This is a genomic window from Gimesia alba (assembly GCF_007744675.1).
In the GTDB taxonomy this organism is placed as follows: domain Bacteria; phylum Planctomycetota; class Planctomycetia; order Planctomycetales; family Planctomycetaceae; genus Gimesia; species Gimesia alba.
Genome location: NZ_CP036269.1, coordinates 5,466,844 through 5,483,915 on the forward strand (window position 1 = coordinate 5,466,844; position 17,072 = coordinate 5,483,915).

A 17,072-nucleotide genomic window follows, 5' to 3' on the forward strand; every position below is an offset into this window, starting at 1 on the left:
TTACCGAGCTGGCGGACCGACACGCGGCTTAAAGACGGTGATCCAGATGAAGGGTTGTCCGCGTTCATCGATGACCAGTTTGCGAGTGAGTCCGTCCCGCCCGATAGCGTTCTTTATCAGAATGCCCCAGGTCGTGCGTTTTTTGGAAACGCTCACATTGATCTTGTCGAGATCAACCTGCTTTTTGGTGGCCTCGTATTCATCGACAATCATCGGAATGCCTGATGCCTTAGACGCCGCCATCAATACGTCTCTCAAAGGAACATTCGACAGTTCGACCGGGATCAAATCGAAATAGCGCGGGGCCGTCTTCTGGCGGGATTCTTTCAAGTCCCAGCCGATAGGCCAGGGCTGTGTGGTTGACTCCCACGGAGTAACGAGCAGCTCCAATGAGCCGGACGGTGTACGCAGGGGATGAAAGGCGAGCCCATACTGTTTGAGGGCAATCGCCAGCACGGTTCCTTTCGCGAGCTTACCCAGATCGGCTGAGATGGTTTGGTTACCGGCATCGCCTGCGATCCGTTTCTGCGCATCGACATCAAACCGCACCGGCAGTGCTTTGGGAAAGTCAAGTTTACTGATGGCGGCTTTCAACGTCAGTCCCTGCACATTAGCGGGGGAAGGCTGAGAGAGTTCCGTGAAGACGGTTTTGAACTGTTCTTGTGAGAGACCCCACAGTGGTTTGCTTTCGGGTGATCCTTGTGCACCGAAAGTTTTGAGTTCGTTGATCCACTCTTTGAGTCTTGCCAGTTCGCTACGGGAAAACTTGTGTCCAGGAAAATGAATCTCGCCGTTACGGTCGAGTGTGCCCGTCAAACGAACTTCGCGCAGGGTGCCTCGCAGATCTTCTTTGATTTTGGGTTTATCATCGAGCACGGCCCGCCGGGTACGCACGGAGATATTCAGATCACGAAAGATGCGCCCCCACTGTTGGGCATACAGGGCTGAGCTGGTGGTTTCTGTGAGCAGCGTGACCGAGACCGTGGTTTTAATCGGCGCTCCCTTTGGAGCCGATGATTTTGGAACGGTCAACTGGGCCTGCAGATTCTGGTTTTCTGTGATTATGAATGTGAGCAGAAGACAGAAGCAGAGAAAATGTTTCATGATTTGTTGCGCTGTTGATGAAAGGAACGTTTTCACTGGCAGCACTGTCGGACCAGCCGACAGTGGTACTCGCGAGTCTAAAATAGATGCTGATTTGAGTATAACAGATTTGATTTGCTATGATGAGAGCAATGTATCTTGAGGTATAGATTATTGAAATGAGGAAATTCAACTTAAGGTTGGGGTTCAATATACTATGGAATGGGTCACCAGAGAAGATTTTCTTGATCGGCTGAATCGAAAACGGATCTCCAATGGAATCAGGCAGGAAGTTTACCTGATTTATCCTGCAGATGCTCTGGCTGAAAAAATGCCGTTGCCACCTGACACAACAGGCGAGCCACTGGCCTACCCGTTCCATAATCTGGAATGGTACTGTATTTGTGACAATCAGGGATTTGTATTGACGGTCTCATCCTGCAAGCAGTATTCCCATTCCCCTCATCTGATCGAAATGGAAACGCATTTTCCCAATGATGACTCATTTACTGAGGACTGGAAAGTCATCACCAAAATAGCGCCTCTGGTCTCGTTCCTGGATGCCCGCTTTGGATTGATCGAAAGCAGATGCCACTACGAGAAAACAGGTACGCACTATGCCATGTCAACTGATGAAGAGAGCGGTCCTTATTACATTTATGAAGCCTCGTCCGAGGAGGAAGCTTTGAAAGCCTGCGAGGCCTTGAGATTGGCCCAGCCTAAAGCAGATTACTTCGTCCAAACGAAAGAGGCCTTTGATTCTTCACGGTAAACTTGGAATGGTATTGGAATCAACTTTGTACATTGTTACGCAAACCACATCCATATTGCGGGCTGTCCCCACGATCCCTCAAGGTGTAGTCCAGCCCTTAATATAGATTTTTCTTGAGCACATCGAGCGGGTAAATGGTATCGCGCCAGCGGACGCCGCCGTTTTTGAGGGTGATCCAGGCCGAACGCCAGATGGCGAAAGCGAGCGCTAATGAGGCGAAGAACAGGAACGGGGTCACGCGGAGGCCGGAGGAAAATAATACGGCGATGGCGGCGTAACAAAGATGTAACAACACGACGGAAATGAGAAAGCCGATGGTCTGCGGGAGCGGAAACAGAAAGGGTACGATAAAGGGTGCCAGAAAGAACAGAATGAAGGCCAGTGTTGCCAGCGTGACACGAATGATCGAATAGTGAAACGAAGCGAAGGAATTTTTTTCGACGCCGGTGATCACGCCCCAGGCGGAAGGCTGCCAGCGGACTTTGAGCTCTTCAATGCCCAGATAAAAATCCTGCCGATAATGATGGTACTTGATCAACTTTCCGAGTTTGATATCGTCGAGCACATCCAGTTTGATCGTTTCAAAGCCGCCGACCGCTTGATACACGGACGTCCGCACGAGATTAAATGCACCAATGCCGATATAGCCTAAGGTCCAGCGCGTGGGCACCAGCCAGAGAAAAGTGCCGCCGGTGAGCAGAAACCCAAAGAATGTGATGAACGCCATTTCAATCAAGCCGCCGCGTGCGAGCTGCGGCAGCAGGCAGAGATGATCGAGCTGCTTGTGCAGAAATATACGGACGGCGCTGGAGATGGCGTGCGGAGTAAAAATAATGTCGCCGTCGGTAAACAGCAGTAGTTCTCCGTTCGCGCACTGCGCTGCCTGATGCATGGCGTGGGATTTTCCCATCCAGTCGGACGGCAACTCTTCAATGTGAATCACCTGCATCGAGGCCTTTTCATCCTGAGCTGCTTCCGCGGCGACACGTTCCATGATCGGGCCGGTCTCGTCGGCGGAACGATCGTTGACGGCGATAATTTCCAGGCGGGGATAATCGGAAGCGAGCAAGGAATTGAGTGTGACTTCAATCGTCTCGGCTTCGTCTTTGGCGGGAACGATCACCGAGACCAACGGCCATTCCGCGGGAATCTCTGTGTGCGCTACACAACGGGAAATCTGTTTGCGGATCATCATCACCAGCGACGGAGCAAGGAGGACGATCCAGAAAACGACCGTCGCATACCCCCAACAGGTGATGATCAATGCCTGCATGTAATTGAAATTCCTTTGGTTATTCGAACCGGGGTGCCAGCAGGTCGGTGACCATCGAACCAATGCGGAGCGACGACGTGGCCGCGGGTGAAGGGGCATTCAACACGTTGATGATGCGGTCTGATTCATCGATTAGAAAATCGTCTATAATATTCCCGTCTGGTCCCAGCGCCTGGGCGCGAACTCCAGCAGGGGCGGGCTCGAGATCTTCGGATTTGATTTCCGGGATCAGGCGTTGCAGTTGCTTGACGAATGCCGGTTTGCTGACAGAACGCCACATCTCTTTGAGGCCGGTTCTCCAGTATTTGAACGCCATCTTCAGGAAGCCGGGATAGGTGGCGGATTCAAACATATCCCGGAGATTGATATGGTAATTCGAATACCCTTCGCGGGCAAAAGCCCAGACCGCATTGGGTCCGCATTCCACGCCGCCATGAATCACCTTTGTAAAATGGACGCCAAGGAACGGGAACTCGGGGTTGGGCACGGGATAGATCAACGCACGGCAGAGATGTTCTGCTTCCGGTTTCAGTTTGAAAAATTCGCCTCGAAAGGGAACGATTTTAGACGCTGGATGCGAACCACCCATACGTGCGACGCGGTCACTGAACAGGCCGGTGCAGTTGATGACCTGTTTCGCAGCATACTCCCCCTGCTTCGTCTGAATCGTGATGTGATCGCTGTGATGCTGAATGCCAATGACTTCGGCGCCAGTCAGAATCTGGTTCTCTTTTTCCTGGATGCGTTCGGCAAGGCGGACGGCGACCTGTTTGAAATCGACGATACCGGTTACCGGAACGTGGATGCCGCGAATGCCAGCGACGTGTGGTTCCAGTTCTTTGAGCCGGGCTTCGTCGATCATTTCGCAGGTAACGCCGTTTTGCTGGCCACGTGAGAAGATCGTGTCGAGCACCGAAAATTCGCGTTCATCAACAGCTACAATCACTTTGCCGCATTGATCCCAGGGAATTTCTTCCGCATCGCAGAAAGCTTCCATGGCAAGTTTGCCTTCGCGGCAGTTGGTGGCTCTTAACGAACCCGGTTTATAGTAGATGCCCGAATGCAGTACGCCGGAATTGTGACCGGTCTGGTGCTGGGCGACCTGCGTTTCTTTTTCGAGAAGTAAAATGGATTTATGGGGAAACCGCTGGGTAATTTGCCAGCCGGTAGCCAGACCAACGATTCCCCCGCCAATTATTGCGACATCTACTGTTTTCATGGATGACTTCTATACTCAAATGGTCCGCAGGTTCATATACTCAAACAACATGACATCATTCGCAGAGTCTCTCTCACCTTCAGTGATACCATAACTTAGCAGGATCAAGGTTACAGGAAAACAATGGTTGAGCAAGTTCGCAATTATTTAGAAGAACATCAGGATCGGTTTGTCAGTGAACTGGTAGACTTTTTAAAAATCCCCAGCGTGAGTGCCGATTCGACATTGAAGTCGGAAACCAGACAAGGCGCTGAGTTTGTCTTGAAACAGATGGAAGCCGCGGGGCTGGAAAGCCGGCTGGTGGAAACTGACGGTCATCCGATTGTCTATGGCGCCTGGAAAAAAGCGGCCGGCAAACCAACAGTGCTGGTTTATGGTCACTACGATGTGCAGCCCCCCGATCCGCTGGATCAATGGACAACGCCCCCTTTTGAACCGGATATTCGCGACGGACACATTTATGCCCGGGGTGCGACTGACGACAAAGGGCAGATGTATACACACATCAAATCGGTGGAAGCGTGGATGAAAACCCACGGGGAACTGCCGGTGAACGTGGTTTTTGTCATAGAAGGTGAAGAAGAAGTCGGCAGTAATAACCTCGACCGCTTCCTGGAAGAAAATCACGATCTGGTTGCCAGTGACATCGCGGTCATCAGTGACACCAGCCAGTATGCACCAGGCATTCCGGCGATTACCTACGGCTTGCGTGGCATTCTGGCGTGTGAAGTGATCGTCAATGGTCCCAGCCAGGATCTTCATAGCGGCGTGTTTGGTGGTGCGGTGACGAACCCGGGCAACGGTCTGGCGAAGATGGTCGCGGCGCTGCACGATGATCAGGGACGGGTGCAGATTCCCGGCTTTTATGATGGCGTGATTGAACTCACACAGGAAGAACGGGACCAGTTCGCCGCGCTACCGTTTGATGAAGCGAAATTCATGAACGCTCTGGGCGTGAATGCGGTCGCCGGAGAGGCCGGCTTCTCGACACTGGAACGTCGCTGGGCGCGGCCGACGTGCGATGTGAACGGGATGATTTCCGGATATACCGGGGAAGGCCCCAAGACGATTGTGCCGGCACAAGCCCGCGTAAAGATCACTTGCCGTCTGGTGCCCGATCAGGATCCGGTCGCGTTAACCAAAGCGCTGGAGCAGTTTTTACGGGAACAACTTCCGCCGGGGTTGACGATGGAGTTTATCGACTTCCATGGTTGCCGTGCACTGGTATTTGATTTCCACAGTCCCTATATGAGTGCCGCCCGGTCGGCGATTGAGCAGGCCTTTGGTGCGGCTCCGGTGATGATCCGCGAAGGGGGCTCGATTCCCGTTGTGGAGACGTTCCAGAAACTCGTTGGCGTGGAAACACTGCTGCTGGGCTGGGGACAAAACACCGATAACCTGCACAGCCCGAATGAACGGTTTTCACTGGAAGCCTTTCGACAGGGAACCCTGGCCAGTGCCCTGCTCTGGCAGGAACTGGCTGAAATCCAAGTCTGATTTTTAATACTACGAAATTCACGAACGTGAATGATTCATGGATAAATAATTTTTGTGAGTAGAAATTGGATGAGGATTATGAAACGAAAAAGTGAATAGGTATTATTGGGTTGATCTCAAAGGGTGACTTCGCGAATCCACTGATCACTCCGCTCGTTTCGCAGACTGCCCGGTTTGCGATCTTTGGAATCATCCATCATTTCCGGGTACTCAATGAAGACGGCTGCCAGCAATCGCTCCTGCTTGGGAATGCCCAGATAATTGAACATCTCGGGGCCTCCCAGCTTCCCACCACTAGACCAGTAATTTCCCATACCGTGGGCGGTCAGCATGAGTAACAAATTCTGGACCATGGCGGAAGCAGCAGCCAGATGCTCTTCGTCACGTGCGCGTTGTGTTTCACGGTCGCTTTTGGATGCGTTCTGTGCTTCCAGGTCATAAAACTCTGGTAACCAGGTTACCAATACCAGCGCACTGCAAGCGGCTGCCAAGCGGGGCCCTTTCGAGGTGACACCTAATTCATCGCGCAGGTAAATCGCAGCCTGCTGTGCTTCTTCATGCCACAAAACATGGGCTCGCCAGGGTTCCGCAATTCCATCGACTTTTCGCGGATAATGAAAGGGAGCCCAGCCCGCGGTCTTAATCGCCTGAAGCACGATTTCTCGATTGCGTTCCGCCACGTCAGCGGGAACAGGCCGGTGTGCCTCAATATCACAGAGCACTTTTTCCGTCTTACGTGCTCGTATAATGGCTTCGACAGTCTCGGGTATTGATGGATCGGGCATCGTTGGTCCTTCAAATCTCTTCTCTAGGTAGCGTTTATTAATTCAAACTAGCCTTACCAAAGACGGCTAACCGGGGCTAACGCCCTGCGGCTAATGGGTCTTCTCTGCGGTCATAGTCCTCAAAACAAGAGCAACAGCACACTATCGGCCACAGTAAATTTTTACATTGATAACTCTACAGGCCACAAAATCACGCTCAAAACTTTTAAATAAACACTACCTAGGCAATGCGGGCGTTTGTTATTTCAAATAGATGATCATTGTGGATGGAAAATGTATTTGACAAACATTTGATCGAAAAGTACAGCGTGACGATTTCGATTCGCTGTTAGGAATCAATGAGCCGAGGGGGAAGATGTGATGTAGGAGCAGATCCATGTGTCCGCTCGCCTGGCAGGGTTTGATAGAAGTTGTCTCAAACGATGGGACCGAAATTACGGTTCAAACAGTCTACTAATTATCACGTCAATCACACGGGGAGACACATGGGTCTCCCCCTACAATTTCTGTGGATCGAGCGTCTTTCCACTCACTGTTGGGCAAGCCAACAGTGCCACCCTTCATAGATCTGAAAAACCGGGTTGCCTAGACGAGTTCGGGCATGACTTTGTACTGGTTATTGTCAACCAGATAACGGGGGCGTCCCTGCAGGTCGGTAAGAGTGGTGGTTTCGACGTCGATGCCCAGATTGTGATACAGAGTCGCAAAGACTTCCTGGAAGTGCACCGGACGGTCTTCCGCATATTCGCCCAGGCGGTTGGTGGAACCGATGACCTGCCCGGTTTTCATGCCGCCCCCTGCGAGTAAAGCGGTGGAAACACGGGGCCAGTGATCGCGGCCGGCATTGGCGTTGATTTTGGGAGTCCGGCCAAATTCACCCCAGACGACAACGGTAACATCGTCGAGCATGCCGCGATGTTCCAAGTCTTCAACGAGGGCAGTGACTCCCTGATCGAGCATCGGCATGTCTTCGCGGCCGCGTTTGAAGTTTCCGCCGTGCCAGTCCCAGCGACTGAAGGCGAGGGTCACACAGCGGGCACCGGCTTCTATCAGACGGCGGGCTGTGAGGAAATCGTCAAGGAGTTTTGGTCCACCATCGGCGCGGAGCTGTTTAGTACCTCGGCCATAACGGTCGCGGAGGGCCTGATCTTCTTTAGAAAGATCGAGCGCATCAGCGAGTTTGCTGGAGGTCAGAATTCCAAACGCCTGTTGAGTGAATGAGTCAAGACCTTCCATCATGCCGGAAGCATCAACTTGACTGCGGAATTGATCGAGCGAGCGGAGTACTTTTTTGCGGTCATCAAGCCGATCGAGAGAAATCCCATTGAGTGTCATGTCAGCCATACCTTCACCGTTCGGTCGAAACGGTGCATGCGCCAGACCCAGAAATCCGGGGTCTCCCGCACGAGCCCATTCCATATGTCCCATCTTGGGAGAAAGTCCGAGGAACGGGGGAATAGAAGGATCAACGGCGCCGTACTTCTTTGAAAGAACCGAGCCTAAGCTGGGCCATCCTCCGAGAGGCTGATTTCGAAAACGTTGTCCGGTGAGACATTGAAAGGCGTCGTGTCTTCCATCAGAACCGACCATGGAACGAATAAAGGCAAACTTGTCAGCCATTTGTGCCATGCGTGGAAACTGATCGCCGATTTCGATGCCGGAAACATTGGTTTGGATCGCGTTGAATTCACCACGGATTTCGCTGGGGGCATCCACTTTAATATCCCACATATCCTGATGGGACGGACCTCCCGGCAGGAAGATCATGATGATACCTTTGTGGTTCTTCCGCTGGGGTGTTGCAGATTCTGCCTGCAGAATTTGAGGGAGCGACATGCCACCTAATGCGAGACCACCAATGGAAAGAAAGTTCCTGCGTGTAATCTGATCACAGAACTTACTTTTTTGAGAACCCAGGATATTCAACATCGTGTCAGGTCTCCAAATTCATAATGGTGGGAGGAGGATGGTGGGCGAGACTGGCAGAATCGGTCCTTCTGTGGGAATCTGAACAGCCCTTAATTCAAATATCGGCGAACCGTAATATTATAGTATAGACGTTTTTTATTGGAAATCCAGCGCAGATTGCAAGGTATGAACAATTTGTTCAGTCATATCGTCCCCTTTAGAAAGATCCAGACGCGGCAAAACAGGGAGCGAATCCCAGTTTGTCGCCGAATCAGGAGTGCCTAACCAGGCAATTAGTGCGGGTTCCTCTGCCTGGGGCATGTTTTCGGTTAATTCCCAACAGGTAAACAGGACATCGGGAAATCGGGGCTGGACTGCTTCCATGAGCGCTTCCGCTTTGCCTGATGACAAGCCTGCGATCGAGAATATAAACGGGCGTTTCAGCAGACGATCCCGGAGTTGTTTGATTGTGACTTTTTTCAGCGGATGCAATAGATCGGGGGCGATCTCGGTTAACGGATCGAGCACAAAACGGCGGTACCAGAACGCCGGATGCGGAATGAGTAAGCCGGCTGATTCGAAAACGAGCTGATCGTACAGCAGCAAATCCAGATCGAGCGTGCGGGCACTCCAGCGAACTTCGCGAACGCGGCCCAGTTCTGTTTCGACGGCTTGAAATTCTGCCAGCAGTGCTTCGGGAGCAAGACTGGTTGAAAGTCGAGCAGCGCCGTTGAGAAATGTGGCGTCGGTCTGACTGCCGACAGGAGCAGTTTCGACCCATTGGCTGGTGTTGATCAGGGTGATCTCTGGATGCCGGTTCAGTCGCTCCAGCGCCAGCGAGAATGTCTCCCGGACATTTCCCTGATTTCCCCCCAAAGCGATATAGCAGTCAGGCATAGCCGTTCCGTGAGACTGAAGAAAAGCGTGTTTCGTTCTCGTGTCATTGCGTGATTGCAGTTTAGTCAATCGGTGGAGAAGTGCAATTCCACAGGGCGTGGATTGAGAAACGGGGGGAAGGATGTGTGTCGGACGAGAATAAACAAAAGGGCGGATAGATAAAGCAGCTTAACCGTGATTTTGCAATTCGGTCGTAGCATTTTCAAATAATGCGTTCGTCTTCGTTCCGACTGCGGCGATGGCGGCAATACAGACCATGACAATGGCTGCCAGCATGACAGCATATTCGACTGCAGTGGGACCATCTTCTTCAATGAGCAATCTTTTTAGAAATTGCATTGCAACAATCCTTTAGACTAATGGCAGTCTGAAATTGCCAGTCTAGATAAATGTGAGTCGTGAATGGACGTAAGCTCTTCCTATGAGAATATCCCGCTCCGTATGAAGAAATTTACCTCACGTTTGCTACCGAGAACTGGAAAAACTGGAAAAGTTGTCCTAAATTTCTAAATTTGCGGATCAGAAACCGACATTTTCCGAGGGAATTAGAGGGAATGGCGGTTGGGAGTCTGTTCAGACTGGCATATTCGACGGTCCCCTGTCACAATAAGCACTACAAACTCTCTCCCACTGCAGACCCCAGTTTGGTCAGGAACAGTCAGGAGTTAGGTTTATGCGAGTTGTTTCGCTTATTCCCATTTTTTGAACTTTATTGGATAGGATACCATTGTTATGGCCAAAGAAGAGGCCATTGAAGTCGAAGGTACAGTGACAGAAGCACTGGCTAATACTCAATTTCGAGTAGAACTGGAAAACGGGCATCAGGTTTTGGCTCACGTTGCAGGCAAAATGCGAAAGCACTTCATTCGTATCGTTCCTGGTGACAAAGTCGTGGTCGAAGTATCACCCTATGACCTGAACCGAGGACGAATCGTCTATCGGGAAAGATAGACGTTTCTTTACTCCCCATCACGTTTCCCGAACCAGCAGCAGGATGAATCATCAGATGAGTGCCGTTCCCTGCCCTTGCAGTTCGATCTCAACTCATCGTCGGTTGGTACTAATCCCAAGTCAGATTTGCGTCTGAAGAACTATGCCCGATCAATCAGAGAAACCGGAGTCTCTTCCGTTTGTGCAAATCTTTACTGATGGCGCCTGCCGGGGAAATCCGGGGCCCGGAGGTTGGGGTGTGATTCTGCGTCATCCCTCGACCGGAACGGAAAAAGAGTTTTCCGGTGGAGAGTCACTTACGACGAATAATCAAATGGAGCTGCAGGCAGTCATTTCCGGACTGGAGCTTTTAAAACGCCGCTCGCACGTTGAGATCATTACGGATAGTGTATATGTGGCGAAAGGCTCTCGGGAATGGATGCCAAACTGGAAAAAAAATAACTGGCGCCGGCGGGAAGGTAAAAGCTGGAAGCCCGTCAAAAATGAAGAATTGTGGCGGAAACTGGACGAGTTGCTGGAGCAGCACGAAGTTAAATTCACCACGATTAAAGGTCATAGTGGCCATCCCGAAAACGAGCGCTGTGATGAACTGGCTGTCGAATACGCTTTAAAACTACAGAATCAGTCTGATTACTAAACCCAGGGTTCTGGAATGCGATGACCGAATCCCCTTTGGAAACGCCGGTTCAATTTCTTAATGGAGTAGGTCCGGAACGCGCAGAAATCCTGGCGAAAATCGGGATTAAAACTGTGGAAGATGTTTTGTGGCATCTACCACGCAGCGTACTCGACCTGACTGATGTCCGCCCGATTAACGAACTGGAAGAAGACCAACCCGCGTCGGTCTGCGGTAAAGTAGTTGACCTCGATGCCCGAACGATTTCCCGGGGTCGTACGATCACCGCGATCCTGCTCGATTGCGGAACCGGTTTTCTGAAAGGGACCTGGTTCAACCAACCCTGGGTGATCAAGCGTTTCTTTCAAGGCCAGTTCCTGATGTTCTCAGGGAAGGCGAAACGCCGCTCGGGCAAGTGGGAAATGTCGCATCCACAATATCAGGTGCTGGAAGAGGACCTGGATGATCCGCAAGGCCTGATTCTGCCAAAGTACAGTTTGACCGAAGGCATCAAGATGTATCAGATGCGGCGGTTGGTGCGTGCTGCCGTCGATGAATTTGCGCAGCTGATTCCGGATTACCTGCCGGAAGCGTTTCGAGAGGAACACTCGCTAATTCCACTTTCGCAAGCAGTGACTCAGATGCATAAGCCACAGACAATGGAAGAATATCATGCTGGCGTGCATCGTGTGATCTATGATGATCTGCTGGAATTTCAACTGGGGCTGGCAATGCGACGGCGGCTGTGGACGTGCGTGGATAATGCGCCGCTCTTGAAAGTGACTGCGAAAGTCGATGCCCGGATTCGGCGGCTGTTTCCTTATGAATTCACCGAGGGTCAGAATCAGGTGGTCAAAGAGATCAGTGCGGATCTGGCTTCGGGACGCGCGATGCATCGGATGCTGCAAGCGGATGTCGGCGCCGGTAAAACGGCGATCGCGATTTATGCCATGCTGGCCATGATTGCCGGCGGTTATCAGGCGGTCCTGATGGCCCCCACGGAATTGCTGGCGGTGCAGCATTGGGAAACGATTAATACGATCTTGAAACACAGCCGGGTAAAGCGATGTATTCTGAGCGGCAGCCTTTCTGCTGCTGAACGAAAAACAACACTGGAGCAGATTGCCAGCGGGCAGCAGCAGTTGATTATTGGAACTCAAGCGGTCGTTCAGAAGGACGTGAAATATCAGGACCTGGGGCTGGTGATTATTGACGAACAACATAAGTTTGGTGTGATGCAGAGAGCGCATTTCACCAGCGACGAAAATACGCCGCACATGCTGGTGATGACTGCCACGCCGATTCCCCGCAGCCTGTGTCTGACGCAGTTTGGGGAGCTGGATATTTCTGTGAACGCGGAACTCCCTCCGGGAAGACAGCCTGTCATGACCAGCCGTGTGAGCACAACGCCACAGAGAAAAAAGGCGTGGGATTTTTTGCGGGCACAAATTGCTGCGGGTCGGCAGGCTTATATTGTTTGCCCGAGAATCGATTCAGAGGATGAGCAGAACAGTCGCTCCAGCGCGGAAGAAGTCTATCGCAAGCTGCAGAAGAGCGAACTGGCCTCTGCTTCGATTGGTCTGGTACACGGCCAGATGGATCGAGAGGAACGCGCTCAGATCATGAATGAGTTTCATCGTGGCACCATTCAGGTACTGGTTTCGACTACGGTTGTGGAAGTCGGTGTTGATGTGCCGAACGCAACATTAATGGTCATTCTGCAAGCTGACCGATTTGGTTTATCCCAACTGCATCAGCTACGGGGACGTGTCGGACGCGGCGTGCATCGCGGCAATTGTTTCCTGTTTTCGTATACTGAAAGTGAAGATGCTTTAAAACGACTGGCAGTGATGGAACAAACGACCGATGGGTTCGAAATTGCCGAAGCGGATTTTCAGGCACGAGGTCCGGGGGACATCTTTGGAACCCGCCAGCATGGAGAACTTCCTCTGCGCGTGGCCGACCTGAGACGTGATGAAGCAATTCTACAGGAAACACGGGAAGTGGCGCTGCGTCTGGTAGAAAAGGGGGAATTCGATCAACCGCGGTTTGCCCCTTTAAAAGTCCGCGTGCTGGATCGATTTGGTCAACTGATGGACCTGGGACAAAGTGGGTGAAACCTTTGCTGTCCTTGTCGTATCAGGTCCAGACACGATTCGAAAACCAGGCGGCCATTGCGCCACAGGTTATCACAGGAAACCAGGCGGCCTGATCGGGGCTGATCATTCTGGCTGTTCCCAGATAAAAAAAACATTGTGAAATGGCAAACAGACTGCCCATAACGCAGGCACAGACTGCGATATTCAATATCTGACTCCGGCTCTCTTTCCGCAGCACAAACGGAATCGACATCATGACGGCGATCAAGTTCATAAAGGGACGGGTTAATCGAGAATGCAAGTCGAGGGTCTGTTTACGAATCGAGAGATCACTGAATGAGGGGTTATTAATGCGGGCAATCAAGTCGGTTGTTGAGATCAAAGAACTGGTATTCCGATTACACAATTGATCGCAGCCAACATCTGTCACGATAAAAATATCATCGGGATTTGATCCAGGCAGGATCATCTCTTTGGCAAACTCTGCAATTTCCAGATCTTCATAGTTGGGACTGGCAGCTTTGAGTAACCAGCCTCCGGGGTTGTCCGGACTCTCAGGCTGATAAAAGGCTTCCGTGCATTTGACCGTCACGAAGTCATGCACTGTGGGCTTGGACAAAACAAACTCTGCGTTCAACATTTTCCTCTCGGTGAGATAGAGTTCCTGCCCATTGATCATAATCCTGGTACTGAAATCATAGACCGGTTCGACAAACTGAGAACTATTTCCCAGATCGCCACGTTCTGCCTGAACCTTGTCTGCAATCGCCGGAATCACGAGTTCCTGATTTGCGACAATAAAGCAATTGACAACAATCGTTGCCAAAGCCAGTGGAATCGCCAGGCGGTATGTGGGAATTCCAGCTGAAAGAACCGGGTTCAGTTCTCCATGACGGACCATCAGCGAAAACACGACCACGCCGGAAAGCACTGTCAGAATGGGACTGACCATATCGAAGAAGATGCTGGACTGAAATGTATAGTATTCCAGCATAATCATCAGCAGGCTGGTGGAAGAGTCATCTTTGATCCCGGCCTGAAAGCCATCAATATTTGTAAATCCATCGAAAACGACGTAAAGGCCGTAGGTTGCGATGAACCCGATGATGAAGACATGGAAGTAGCGTTTTAATAAATAACGGTCGAAGGTAGTAAACACGTTTCCCAATCGCTGTCTGAGGCTGATGAACCAACCCATAAAAAAGATGCTGAAAAACAGGGGCGCGTATTACATCGGAATCAAACAGATGGGTCAATATCAGGAACGAGACAAGCTCGCATCCCTTTCCTGAACATACGATTCGGCGATCGCATCAGTAAAAGTTGAATTAAATGAGTGGCGTCTCGCCAAAAATGGGCATAATCGTAAATTCATAAACCAGCATAAGTTGTTGATTAATATGAACTTGTGCATCTTTTTTGTATTTTAAAAGTTTCCAACTCTCGACATTTAATTCGCGTATTGAATAATAATCACGGAGGCATTTGATTTAAAAACCGTAAATGTTTCTGATAACTTGAGCTTATTTAAAAGCTATGTTTTGTGAGAATCGACTTTTGAATTTGCTTTCCGAAAATGCTTTTTATGAGGGGAAGAGGGCGTGGTCCGAAAAGACGCAATAATCCGGTTGCATAAGCAACTGTTAAATCGACGAGATGAGCTCAAGAAGTTGGTGAGTGACAGTTCAGAAGGATCTTCTGCGAGTCGTTCTACGGTGGAAGACAGCGGTGATGCTGCCCTGCGTGAAACACGTCAGGGACTGGAATCTCATCTGGCTGAAATCGAATACAAAGAACTGATGCAGATCCGCCGCGCAATTTCGCTGATCCAGGAAGGTCGCTACGGCCATTGCGAAAGCTGTAATAAAAGTATACCAATCGCACGCCTGAAAGCGGTTCCTTACACGATGTATTGTGTCGGTTGTGCGCAACAGCGCGAATCAATGGGCTTAACCAGTCATGATATTCCTAGCGATTGGGAAAACGCCTACGAGTACGAAGGACGTCTTAATGATCAAGACGTCAGAATTCACGATTTAGATCTCGAAAAATAATCTCTCCCTCCGATAATAAGCGTCAGAAGGTACCTGCGACTTGATTGCGTTTATTCATCTCTCCCCAAAATGACTTTCCCTCATACCTGATTCGATCTCTGGAGAGACACACTGCAATCAGTCTGGTGTCCTTGCGTATTATCTGAAATCGTACTCTGCTTGATTTCAGATAATCAAATCGTCCGGCAGTTGGCGAAGGATTGCCTTTTTTTGCCGTAGCTAGAAATAGCTGGAATGCAAAAGGGTCCTGAGTCACGCTGAGAGATTTGCAATATGAAAAACCGATACTCGCTTTTGCTGGTGCTTGCACTTGTTGTTTCTGCTTCTCTATGGAATACCTGCTTTGAGTCTCCCCTGAATTCAAAGCAACTGGAAGCCAAAGTTCCTTCGCAGGCAAACCCACGGCAACCTCATTCTACGATCTTTTCGCACTCGACCCTGCACGAAGGCAGCAAGCATCTGGCCAAAATTGCGAAACTGGCAACGCCGAGCGTGGTGCATATTCAATGTGAGCGGCAGACTCCCCGCGGCGCGGTAGAAGAAACCGGGTCCGGCGTAATTGTGCGGGGTGAAGGTGCGCCTGGTTTATACATTGTCACCAACCGGCACGTTGTACGCGATTCCAATGGTAAGTCGATTTCGATTCAGTTACATGATGGTCGTGTCATTCACCCGCAGCGCAAGTGGGAAGATAAAGATACCGATTTAGCGATCTTGAAACTGAACATCACAGACGTGCCCCCCGCTGATTGGGGAGACAGCGACAAACTCGATATTGGACACATGGTATTGGCGATGGGAAGTCCCTTTGGTTTAAGTGAATCGGTGACCCTGGGAATCATCAGTGCCAAAGGACGCCGGTCACTTCAATTGGGTAGCGGCTCTGAAGTTCTGAATCAAAACTTTTTACAGACAGACGCCGCGATCAATCCTGGTAATAGTGGTGGACCGCTGATCGATCTGGAAGGAAAGATCATCGGGATTAACACGGCCATCGCTTCCAATAGTGGTGGTAATGATGGAATCGGCTTCAGTATCCCCAGCAAGCTGGTGCGACATGTCTTCAATCAGCTCGTCAAATACGGGCAGGTCTATCGGGCTTACCTGGGTGTACAGCTCGACCCGGAATTCAGCATTGCGACAGCAGGTCGTTTAAAAATGGATCGTGTTCGAGGTGCCCGGGTAGTGAAAGTGATTTCCAATACCCCGGCTTCACGTGCGAATCTGAAATATGATGATGTCATTCTAAGCTTCGGTGGGATTGATGTTCTGGACCAGAATCATTTGATTAATCTTGTCAGTCTGACTGCCATCGATAACAGAGTCAGCGTGGTTTTGCTCCGCAATGGTCGCAAAGTGAATGTCATGGTAGAGCTGGCCAATCGACAAATCCTCGATGAACTGGAGCGGAAGCAAAAAGAATCTCAACAGTCTTCAAGGCGTTTTAGAACTCCGGCTGAACCGATGAGCTTTCAGCGAGTCAAGCATTCACAAGAACAGGACATCCTTACCGGACTCCAACTGTACGCGATGAATGAAGAACTCGCTGATCAATTGGGATTTGAGAAATCCCAGTCTGGATTACTCGTGATGAATGTGGACCAGCAGAGTTCACTTCACGGCGTTGTCAAACTGTACGATGTCATCGAAGAAGTAGCCGGGACTCCCGTGAATAACCTGAGTGAATTTCGTCAGGTACTAAGTCAGAATCAGACGCGGACGAATCTGGTACTCAAGGTTTCCAACGGCAAACAGGGAAAGCCACATCATCAGCTCGTCATCTGGCAGAGGAAACAATAACAACTGCCTGTAAAAGTTCTGCTTCCCTACAGCTCTGCAATCATCGGTCTCACTGTTGAGGCTGATTCACCCGATAAAATCGCCCGGTTCATACAACTGAAACAAGGTTCGTTGTCCC

At 50.6% G+C, this 17,072-nt stretch carries 15 protein-coding genes; 7 read left to right on the top strand and 8 right to left on the bottom strand.

Annotation, left to right across the window (positions count from 1 at the left end; translation table 11 throughout):
- A complete protein-coding gene (locus Pan241w_RS20365; protein ID WP_145219378.1) occupies positions 1-1,104 on the bottom strand; it encodes a hypothetical protein in 1,104 nt (367 codons plus the stop codon).
- A gap of 196 nt (positions 1,105-1,300) precedes the next feature.
- Here Pan241w_RS20365 and Pan241w_RS20370 point away from each other — a divergent pair, with 196 nt between their 5' ends.
- On the top strand, positions 1,301-1,855 hold the full coding sequence (locus tag Pan241w_RS20370; protein ID WP_145219380.1) for a hypothetical protein: 555 nt from the start codon (positions 1,301-1,303) through the stop codon (positions 1,853-1,855).
- A 97-nt stretch (positions 1,856-1,952) separates the two neighbouring features.
- On the opposite strand, the gene Pan241w_RS20375 is transcribed toward Pan241w_RS20370, so the two are convergent.
- Positions 1,953-3,128, bottom strand: a complete 1,176-nt coding sequence (locus Pan241w_RS20375) for a glycosyltransferase (RefSeq protein WP_198000048.1) — start codon at positions 3,126-3,128, stop codon at positions 1,953-1,955.
- Positions 3,129-3,147: 19 nt separating this feature from the next.
- Complete coding sequence (lhgO, locus tag Pan241w_RS20380) at positions 3,148-4,347, bottom strand: L-2-hydroxyglutarate oxidase (RefSeq protein WP_145219384.1); 1,200 nt, start codon at positions 4,345-4,347, stop codon at positions 3,148-3,150.
- 123 nt (positions 4,348-4,470) lie between these two features.
- On the opposite strand from lhgO, the gene Pan241w_RS20385 reads away from it, so the two are divergent.
- A complete protein-coding gene (locus Pan241w_RS20385) occupies positions 4,471-5,844 on the top strand; it encodes a dipeptidase (RefSeq protein ID WP_145219386.1) in 1,374 nt (457 codons plus the stop codon).
- A 116-nt stretch (positions 5,845-5,960) separates the two neighbouring features.
- Here the strand turns inward: Pan241w_RS20385 and Pan241w_RS20390 are convergent, their stop codons facing one another.
- The 4 genes from Pan241w_RS20390 to Pan241w_RS20405 all read right to left on the bottom strand — a co-directional run bounded on the left by Pan241w_RS20390 (position 5,961) and on the right by Pan241w_RS20405 (position 9,773).
- Positions 5,961-6,629, bottom strand: coding sequence for a nitroreductase family protein (locus Pan241w_RS20390; RefSeq protein ID WP_145219388.1), 669 nt, complete (start codon positions 6,627-6,629; stop codon positions 5,961-5,963).
- A gap of 585 nt (positions 6,630-7,214) precedes the next feature.
- Positions 7,215-8,558 carry a DUF1501 domain-containing protein gene (locus Pan241w_RS20395; RefSeq protein WP_145219390.1) on the bottom strand — a complete coding sequence of 448 codons (1,344 nt, stop codon included), beginning with the start codon at positions 8,556-8,558 and terminating at the stop codon, positions 7,215-7,217.
- A 135-nt stretch (positions 8,559-8,693) separates the two neighbouring features.
- Positions 8,694-9,434, bottom strand: coding sequence for a 2-amino-4-hydroxy-6-hydroxymethyldihydropteridine diphosphokinase (folK, locus tag Pan241w_RS20400; RefSeq protein ID WP_145219392.1), 741 nt, complete (start codon positions 9,432-9,434; stop codon positions 8,694-8,696).
- A 168-nt stretch (positions 9,435-9,602) separates the two neighbouring features.
- Positions 9,603-9,773 carry a Flp family type IVb pilin gene (locus tag Pan241w_RS20405; RefSeq protein ID WP_145219394.1) on the bottom strand — a complete coding sequence of 57 codons (171 nt, stop codon included), beginning with the start codon at positions 9,771-9,773 and terminating at the stop codon, positions 9,603-9,605.
- Positions 9,774-10,166: 393 nt separating this feature from the next.
- On the opposite strand from Pan241w_RS20405, the gene infA reads away from it, so the two are divergent.
- The 3 genes from infA to recG all read left to right on the top strand — a co-directional run bounded on the left by infA (position 10,167) and on the right by recG (position 13,118).
- A complete protein-coding gene (gene infA / locus Pan241w_RS20410) occupies positions 10,167-10,385 on the top strand; it encodes a translation initiation factor IF-1 (RefSeq protein ID WP_002643979.1) in 219 nt (72 codons plus the stop codon).
- Between the two features lie 142 nt (positions 10,386-10,527).
- Complete coding sequence (gene rnhA, locus Pan241w_RS20415) at positions 10,528-11,022, top strand: ribonuclease HI (protein WP_145219396.1); 495 nt, start codon at positions 10,528-10,530, stop codon at positions 11,020-11,022.
- Positions 11,023-11,042: 20 nt separating this feature from the next.
- Entirely contained in the window at positions 11,043-13,118 is a 2,076-nt protein-coding gene (gene recG, locus Pan241w_RS20420; protein ID WP_145219398.1) for an ATP-dependent DNA helicase RecG, read from the top strand.
- Positions 13,119-13,140: 22 nt separating this feature from the next.
- On the opposite strand, the gene Pan241w_RS20425 is transcribed toward recG, so the two are convergent.
- Positions 13,141-14,298: an LptF/LptG family permease gene (locus tag Pan241w_RS20425; protein ID WP_145219400.1), complete on the bottom strand. Its 1,158-nt coding sequence runs from the start codon at positions 14,296-14,298 to the stop codon at positions 13,141-13,143.
- Between the two features lie 475 nt (positions 14,299-14,773).
- Here Pan241w_RS20425 and Pan241w_RS20430 point away from each other — a divergent pair, with 475 nt between their 5' ends.
- Both Pan241w_RS20430 and Pan241w_RS20435 read left to right on the top strand, forming a co-directional pair.
- On the top strand, positions 14,774-15,154 hold the full coding sequence (locus Pan241w_RS20430; protein WP_145219402.1) for a TraR/DksA family transcriptional regulator: 381 nt from the start codon (positions 14,774-14,776) through the stop codon (positions 15,152-15,154).
- 273 nt (positions 15,155-15,427) lie between these two features.
- The gene (locus tag Pan241w_RS20435; protein WP_145219404.1) at positions 15,428-16,954 is read left to right on the top strand and encodes a trypsin-like peptidase domain-containing protein; all 1,527 of its coding nucleotides are present in this window, start codon (positions 15,428-15,430) and stop codon (positions 16,952-16,954) included.
- The last annotated feature ends 118 nt before the right edge of the window (positions 16,955-17,072 follow it).

Excerpts from the sequence above, each read along its gene's own strand:
- folK (WP_145219392.1), bottom strand. The coding sequence starts at position 9,434 with ATGCCTGACTGCTATATCGCTTTGGGGGGAAATCAGGGAAATGTCCGG.
- Pan241w_RS20435 (WP_145219404.1), top strand. The coding sequence starts at position 15,428 with ATGAAAAACCGATACTCGCTTTTGCTGGTGCTTGCACTTGTTGTTTCT.
- Pan241w_RS20375 (WP_198000048.1), bottom strand. The coding sequence starts at position 3,128 with ATGCAGGCATTGATCATCACCTGTTGGGGGTATGCGACGGTCGTTTTC.
- recG (WP_145219398.1), top strand. The coding sequence starts at position 11,043 with ATGACCGAATCCCCTTTGGAAACGCCGGTTCAATTTCTTAATGGAGTA.
- Pan241w_RS20365 (WP_145219378.1), bottom strand. The coding sequence starts at position 1,104 with ATGAAACATTTTCTCTGCTTCTGTCTTCTGCTCACATTCATAATCACA.
- Pan241w_RS20405 (WP_145219394.1), bottom strand. The coding sequence starts at position 9,773 with ATGCAATTTCTAAAAAGATTGCTCATTGAAGAAGATGGTCCCACTGCA.
- lhgO (WP_145219384.1), bottom strand. The coding sequence starts at position 4,347 with ATGAAAACAGTAGATGTCGCAATAATTGGCGGGGGAATCGTTGGTCTG.
- Pan241w_RS20390 (WP_145219388.1), bottom strand. The coding sequence starts at position 6,629 with ATGCCCGATCCATCAATACCCGAGACTGTCGAAGCCATTATACGAGCA.
- Pan241w_RS20425 (WP_145219400.1), bottom strand. The coding sequence starts at position 14,298 with ATGGGTTGGTTCATCAGCCTCAGACAGCGATTGGGAAACGTGTTTACT.
- Pan241w_RS20370 (WP_145219380.1), top strand. The coding sequence starts at position 1,301 with ATGGAATGGGTCACCAGAGAAGATTTTCTTGATCGGCTGAATCGAAAA.
- rnhA (WP_145219396.1), top strand. The coding sequence starts at position 10,528 with ATGCCCGATCAATCAGAGAAACCGGAGTCTCTTCCGTTTGTGCAAATC.
- Pan241w_RS20385 (WP_145219386.1), top strand. The coding sequence starts at position 4,471 with ATGGTTGAGCAAGTTCGCAATTATTTAGAAGAACATCAGGATCGGTTT.
- Pan241w_RS20395 (WP_145219390.1), bottom strand. The coding sequence starts at position 8,558 with ATGTTGAATATCCTGGGTTCTCAAAAAAGTAAGTTCTGTGATCAGATT.
- infA (WP_002643979.1), top strand. The coding sequence starts at position 10,167 with ATGGCCAAAGAAGAGGCCATTGAAGTCGAAGGTACAGTGACAGAAGCA.